General features: G+C 70.8%; 7 protein-coding genes and 2 pseudogenes. 2 read left to right on the top strand and 7 right to left on the bottom strand.

Annotated features, from left to right (window positions below):
- Together VJS38_RS07765 and fmt are read right to left on the bottom strand one after the other, a co-directional pair.
- A pseudogene (locus tag VJS38_RS07765) lies at positions 1-104 on the bottom strand (tRNA pseudouridine(38-40) synthase TruA); the annotation flags it as partial.
- Positions 104-1,033, bottom strand: a complete 930-nt coding sequence (gene fmt / locus VJS38_RS07760) for a methionyl-tRNA formyltransferase (RefSeq protein WP_324087577.1) — start codon at positions 1,031-1,033, stop codon at positions 104-106. The pseudogene VJS38_RS07765 and the gene fmt, both read right to left, overlap by 1 nt.
- Positions 1,034-1,106: 73 nt before the next feature.
- Between fmt and VJS38_RS07755 the strand changes: the two genes are divergently transcribed.
- On the top strand, positions 1,107-1,445 hold the full coding sequence (locus tag VJS38_RS07755; RefSeq protein ID WP_324087576.1) for a hypothetical protein: 339 nt from the start codon (positions 1,107-1,109) through the stop codon (positions 1,443-1,445).
- Positions 1,446-1,560: 115 nt separating this feature from the next.
- The gene (locus tag VJS38_RS07750; protein WP_324087575.1) at positions 1,561-2,478 is read left to right on the top strand and encodes a calcium-binding protein; all 918 of its coding nucleotides are present in this window, start codon (positions 1,561-1,563) and stop codon (positions 2,476-2,478) included.
- Between the two features lie 5 nt (positions 2,479-2,483).
- Here VJS38_RS07750 and def read toward each other — a convergent pair whose 3' ends face one another.
- The 5 genes and pseudogenes from def to VJS38_RS07725 all read right to left on the bottom strand — a co-directional run.
- On the bottom strand, positions 2,484-2,990 hold the full coding sequence (def, locus tag VJS38_RS07745; RefSeq protein WP_324087574.1) for a peptide deformylase: 507 nt from the start codon (positions 2,988-2,990) through the stop codon (positions 2,484-2,486).
- A gap of 85 nt (positions 2,991-3,075) precedes the next feature.
- A complete protein-coding gene (locus VJS38_RS07740; protein WP_324087573.1) occupies positions 3,076-4,320 on the bottom strand; it encodes a DNA recombination protein RmuC in 1,245 nt (414 codons plus the stop codon).
- Positions 4,321-4,375: 55 nt separating this feature from the next.
- On the bottom strand, positions 4,376-4,978 hold the full coding sequence (gene recR / locus VJS38_RS07735) for a recombination mediator RecR (protein WP_324087572.1): 603 nt from the start codon (positions 4,976-4,978) through the stop codon (positions 4,376-4,378).
- Position 4,979: 1 nt separating this feature from the next.
- Positions 4,980-5,306: a YbaB/EbfC family nucleoid-associated protein gene (locus tag VJS38_RS07730; RefSeq protein ID WP_324087571.1), complete on the bottom strand. Its 327-nt coding sequence runs from the start codon at positions 5,304-5,306 to the stop codon at positions 4,980-4,982.
- 3 nt (positions 5,307-5,309) lie between these two features.
- A pseudogene (locus tag VJS38_RS07725) lies at positions 5,310-5,726 on the bottom strand (DNA polymerase III subunit gamma/tau); the annotation flags it as partial.

The raw sequence follows: 5,726 nt of genomic DNA, 5'->3' as shown, positions 1-5,726 counted from the left end.
ACCGCCCGTTCGATCGAGCCCTGCACCGACGCCAGGCCGTCCTGGGCCTGGAAGCCGTGGTAAGGCCTGCCGTCGTATTCGATGAGCAGCCGGTAGCGCGGCATCAGGCGAGCGTCGTCCCCGCCGCCACGGCCTGGCCGCACAGGAAGACCTCGGCGGCCTGCGCGCCCTTGCCCTCGCGCTGCACCCGCAGCAGCCGGACCGCGCCCTCGCCGCAGGCCACCAGCAGGCGCTCGTCGAGCACCGCCCCGGGGGGTGCGCCATCGACGTCCTCGAAGGCCGACAGGAGCGCCTTGACCCGCACCTCGCCCTTGTCGGTCGGCAGCAGGAACCAGGCGCCCGGAAACGGAGAGAGGCCGCGGATCTTGCGGTCGACCTCGCGCGCCGGTCTCGTCCAGTCGATGCGCGCTTCCTTGGTCTTGATCTTCTTGGCGTAGGTGACCCCATCGGCGGCCTGCGGCGTCTCGACCGCGCGGCCGGCCTCGATCTGCGGCAAGGTGCGGACGATCAAATCGGCGGCGGCGGCCGCCAGGCGGTCGTGGACCCCGCCCGCGGTGTCCAGGGGGCCGATGCGCACCGTCGCGGTCGCCAGGACCGGGCCTTCGTCCAGGCCCTCGGTCATCCGCATCACCTCGACGCCGGTGACCTCGTCGCCGGCGATGATCGCCCGCTGGATGGGCGCCGCCCCCCGCCAGCGCGGCAAGAGCGAGGCGTGCAGGTTGAACATGCCGAGCCTGGTGGCCTCGAGCACCGCGGCGGGCAGGATCTGGCCGAAGGCGACCACCACCGCGGCGTCGACGCCGAGGGCCGCAAAGGCGTCGATCTCGGCCGGAACGCGCATCGAGGCCGGGGTGAGGACGGCGATGCCGCGGGCCTCGGCGAAGGCATGGACCGGCGAGGGCTTCAGCGTCTGGCCGCGGCCGCGCGGCGCCGGCGGCTGGGAATAGGCGCAGACGATCTCGTGCCCCGCCTCGACCAGGGCGGCGAGCACGGCGACGGAAAAATCGGGGGTGCCGAGGAAGGCCAGGCGCATGCGCAGGGTTTAACGGTCAGGGAACCCACAGGAAAGCTTGGCCGTTGGTTCGCGAACATCGAAGGAGACATCCATGCGCACCGCCGTCGTTCTGGGCCTGGGGCTGGCCCTCGCCGTCGCGGCCTGCAACAAGGCCGACCAGCAGAAGACCCAGGCCGACACCAAGGCCGCGGCCCAGGACGTCAAGGAGAACGCCCGGAAGGTGGGCGAGGACGTCAAGTCCAGCGTCAAGGACGCCAGCGTCGACGTGAACAAGGTCGCCAACGACCCGGACGTGAAGAAGGCGCAGAGCGAGCTGAAGGGCGCGCTCAAGGACTTCGGCGCCTCGGTCAAAAAGGCCGCCAAGGACACCAAGAACGAAGCCAAGGACGCCGGCGACAAGGCCAAGGACGCGGCGGACAAGGCCGGGTGAATCCCGCCGCGGCAAGGTATCCGGCAATTAGCCCTTCCGCTTAACGCGCCCGGCGCCGTCCTCCACCTATGGCTTGACCGCTGCGAATTTCGGCACGTGGGAGGCTGAGCAAGCGATGGGCATCGAGATCGAATTGAACGAGACCGCGCCGGCGGCGGGCAGTCTCGCCAGCGTCCTCAGCGGCCATGTGGTCACCGAGACCGCCACGACATTCGCGCTCAGCTATGGCTCCGACCTGCTGACCTTCACCGGCGATGGGTTCACCTATGTCCAGGGCATGCCGATGGGCGGCGTCGTGACGGGGGTCACCGACACCCAGAACGGCGCCACGGTTTTCGAGCTGTCCGGCTTCAGGCTTCCCGTCTTGGACCTGCGCCAGGTGCTGGAGCACAACACCACGCCCTCGGCCATCGTGGGCGCCCTGCCCTCGCCGACCGACGTCGAGGGCGGCGACAATGACGACGTGATGACCGTCGGCGACGGGCCTGGAACCCATCAGGTGCACGCGCACGACGGCAACGACAAGGTCACCGGGTCCGGCGGCGACGACGTGATCAACGGCAACCGCGGCGACGACACCATCGACGGCGGCCAGGGCGGCGACGACACCCTGATGGGCGGTCAGGGCAACGACCACGTCTGCGGCCACCACGGCCATCTGTCGATGAACGGCAACCTGGGCGACGACACCTTGGAGGGCGGCGACGGCGTCGACGTGCTGCATGGCGGCCAGGGCGCCGATCTGCTCTTGGGGGGCGCGGGCGCCGACCACCTCTTCGGCGACCGCGGCGACGACACGCTCACCGGCGGAGCGGGGGGCGACCGCTTCTACATCGCCCACGACGGCGGCCACGACGTGGTCACCGACTTCACCCAGGCCGACGGCGACCGGATCGTGGTCGCCAGCGACGAGACCTGGACCGTCGCCCAGTCTGGCCAGGACACGGTCGTCACGCTCTCCGGCGGCGAGACCATGACGCTGCTGAACGTCGACTCCAGCAAGCTCTCGGCCGGCTGGATCGTGCACGACTGAAGCTCTTAAGCGGCCTTCAGCTTCTTCACCTTCTTCACCGCCTGCTCGCGCTTCAAGCGCGACAGGTGGTCGATGAAGAGGACGCCGTCGAGGTGGTCCATCTCGTGCTGGATGCAGACCGCGTAGAGGCCCTCGGCGTCTTCCTCGATCGCCTCGCCCCGGTAGTTCAGGTAGCGGATCTTGACCTTCGAGGGACGCTGCACCTCGTCGTAGTATTCCGGGACCGAGAGGCAGCCTTCCTCGTAGCCGGAGGTCTCCTCCGAGCGCCAGACGATCTCCGGATTGACGAAGTAGCGCGGCTGCTTCTCCTCGCCCTCGCGGGCCAGGTCCATGACGATCACCCGCTTCGGCGCGCCGATCTGGATCGCCGCCAGGCCGATGCCCGGCGCGTCGTACATGGTCTCCAGCATGTCATCCATCAGCGCGCGCAGCTCGTCGTCGACCCCGGCGACGGGCTCGGACACCTGCTTCAGCAGGGGATTGGGGACGGTGAGGATCTCGCGGATGGCCATGGGGCGCAGGTAAGTGCCGAATTCCTGAGCGTCAAGGTCGGTGATTATAGCGCTGGCGGATCGTCCCCCACAGGGGGAAGCAGCGTCACTCCGCGGCCTCGCTTACGGCGAGCTTCGCCAGCGGCCTGATGGCGCCCTCGATCGGCTCGAGGGCGGTGATCTCCTTGCCCTCGTGGTCGACCTTGAGATCCTCGAACCGTTTGGCCTGGGTCAGCACCTGGCTCTCCAGCGAGGCTGCGAAGCGGTTGTAGCGCTCGACCGCCTGGCCCAGCGCCTTGCCGACGCCGGCGGCGTGCTCGCCCATCACCGAGATCCGCTTGTAGAGCTCGCGCCCGAGGTCGGCGATCTTGCGGGCGTTGACCGCCTGCTCCTCGACCCGCCAGCCGTAGGCCACCGCCTTGCAGAGCGCGAAAAGGGTGGTGGGGGTGACGATCACCACCCGGCGCTCCATCGCCTCGCTCATCAGGTCCGGCGCCCGATCGAGGGCCGCGGCTAGCGCCGAGTCCAGCGGCACGAACATGGCCACGAAGTCAGGCGAGGCGTCGAACTGGTCCCAGTAGGCCTTGGCCGACAGCCCCTGGACGTGGCCGCGCACGCTCTGCACGTGGCGCAGGCCGCAGGCGTCGCGGGTCAGCTCGTCGGCCGCCTCCTGCAGCTCAAGGAAGGCGTTCAGCGAGCACTTGGCGTCGATCACGAACACCCCGCCGCCCGGCAGCCGCACGACGACGTCGGGCCGGCGCCGACCTTCCTCGGTGTCGGTCGAGGCCTGCTCCTGGAAGTCGAAGCGGTGGGCGAGGCCCGCGGCCTCCAGCACGTTGCGCAGGGTCTGCTCGCCCCAGCGGCCCTGGACGCCGGCGCCGCGCCGCAGCGCCTGGGAGAGCTTGCGCGCCTCCTCCTGGGTGGCGGCCGAGGCCGCGAGCAGCTGGGCGATCTGCGCCTTCAAGCCCCCGGTCTCCTCGGCGCGGGTCTTCTCGACGGCGGCCACCTGCTCCTGGAACTTGGCCAAGGTGTCGGCGACCGGCTTCAGTTGAGCCTCCAGGCGCTGCTGAGCCAGATGCTCGCGATTCAGGAAAGTCTGCTCGGTCTGCTTGACCAGGGCCTCGGCGACGGCGCTCGCCGACTGCGCCGCCTGGGCCTTGGCGAGCTCGCCGTGGGTCTCCAGCTGCTGCTCCAGATGGAAGGCTCGCGCCTCGGCGGCGGTGGCCCGCTCGGTGAGCGCGAACGCCCGCGCATCGGCCGCCCCGGCCCGCCTGCGCTCGAGGAACCCCCAGGCGACCGCAGCGACAGCGACCAGGGCGCAGACCAGCGCCGCGAGCAGAGAGGCGTTCATGCTGCGTTCTTAGCGCAGCCGGTGAGTCGGGGAAATCTCCCCGCGCGAAGGCGCCTCAGGCCGGGCGCCGGGCGCGCATGGCCTGGGCGATGGTGCCGTCGTCGAGCCAGTCGAGCTCGCCGCCGACGGGCACGCCCCGCGCCAGCATGGTCACCTCGACGCCGGCGGGCGCCAGGCGGTCGGCCAGGTAGTGGGCGGTGGTCTGGCCGTCCACGGTCGCTGGCAGCGCCAGCACCACCTCGCGCACAGCCCCGTCGCCGGCGCGGCTGACCAGCGGACCGACCCGCAGCGCGTCTGGCCCCACCCCGTCGAGCGCCGACAGCAGGCCGCCCAGCACGTGGTAGCGCCCTTTGAAAGCTCCCGCGCGCTCCATCGCCCAGAGCGCGCCCACCTCCTCGACCACGCAGATCAGCCCGGGGTCGCGCTGCGGGTCGGCGCAGATGGCGCACGGGTCCTGGGTGTCGAGCGAGCCGCAGACCTGGCAGGTCTTCACCCGCGCCGCGGCCTCGGCCAGCGCATCGGCGAGCGGGTTCAGCAGCTGGTCGCGCCGCTTGAGCAGCGCCAGCGCCGCGCGCCGGGCCGACCGCGGCCCGAGCCCCGGCAACTTGGCCAGAAGGCCGATCAGGCGTTCGATTTCAGGTCCGGCGGAGCTGGCCAAGCTAGAACTTCGGCATCCCCGGCAGGCCCATGGCCGCCAGCGGGCCGGCGGCCTCGCGCATCATCTCGGCCTGGGCGGCGTCGAGCTTGCGCTTGGCGTCGGCGTGGGCGGCGACCACCAGGTCGGCGACCACCTCGCCCTCGCCGGGCTGCATCAGGCTCTCGTCCAGGTCGACGCGGGCGAGCTCGCCCGAGCCCTTCAGCGTCACCTTCACCATGCCGCCGCCGGAGGTTCCCTCGACCGACAGGTCCGACAGCTTCGCCTGGGCGGCGGCCAGCTTCTCCTGCATGGCCTGGGCCTGCTTCATCAGGGCGCCAAGATCTTTCACGGCTCAATCCTCGTCATTGTCTTCGGCCTCGTCCTCCGAGGCGGGAGCCGCCGCGTCGGGCTGCGGCAGGTTGCGGACGCCGACGATCTCCGCGCCGGGGAAGGCCGTCATCACCGAAACGATGAAGGGGTGCTGCTCGATGCGCGCGCGGGCCTCGCGCGCCTCGCGCTTCTGCTTCTCCCAGAGGCTCTCGGCGCCGCCGCCGCCCTGCGCCGCGATCAGCCAGCGCTCGCCGGTCCATTCCTTCAGCCGCCCGACCAGGCGCTGGGCGAGGTTGGCGGGCGCGCCCGGCGCCGGTTCGTACTCGATGGCGCCGGGCCGGAAGCTGATCGGGCGCACATAGCGCTCCACGTCCAGCTTCAGCGCGATGTCGCGCCGCCGCTCGATCAGCTTCAGCATGTCCTCGAAGGTGGCGATCGA

The organism is Phenylobacterium sp. (assembly GCF_035276905.1).
Classification (GTDB): Bacteria; Pseudomonadota; Alphaproteobacteria; order Caulobacterales; family Caulobacteraceae; genus Phenylobacterium.
Note: the sequence above shows the minus strand (reverse complement) of the source record. Positions and strands in the feature narration are given on the sequence as shown.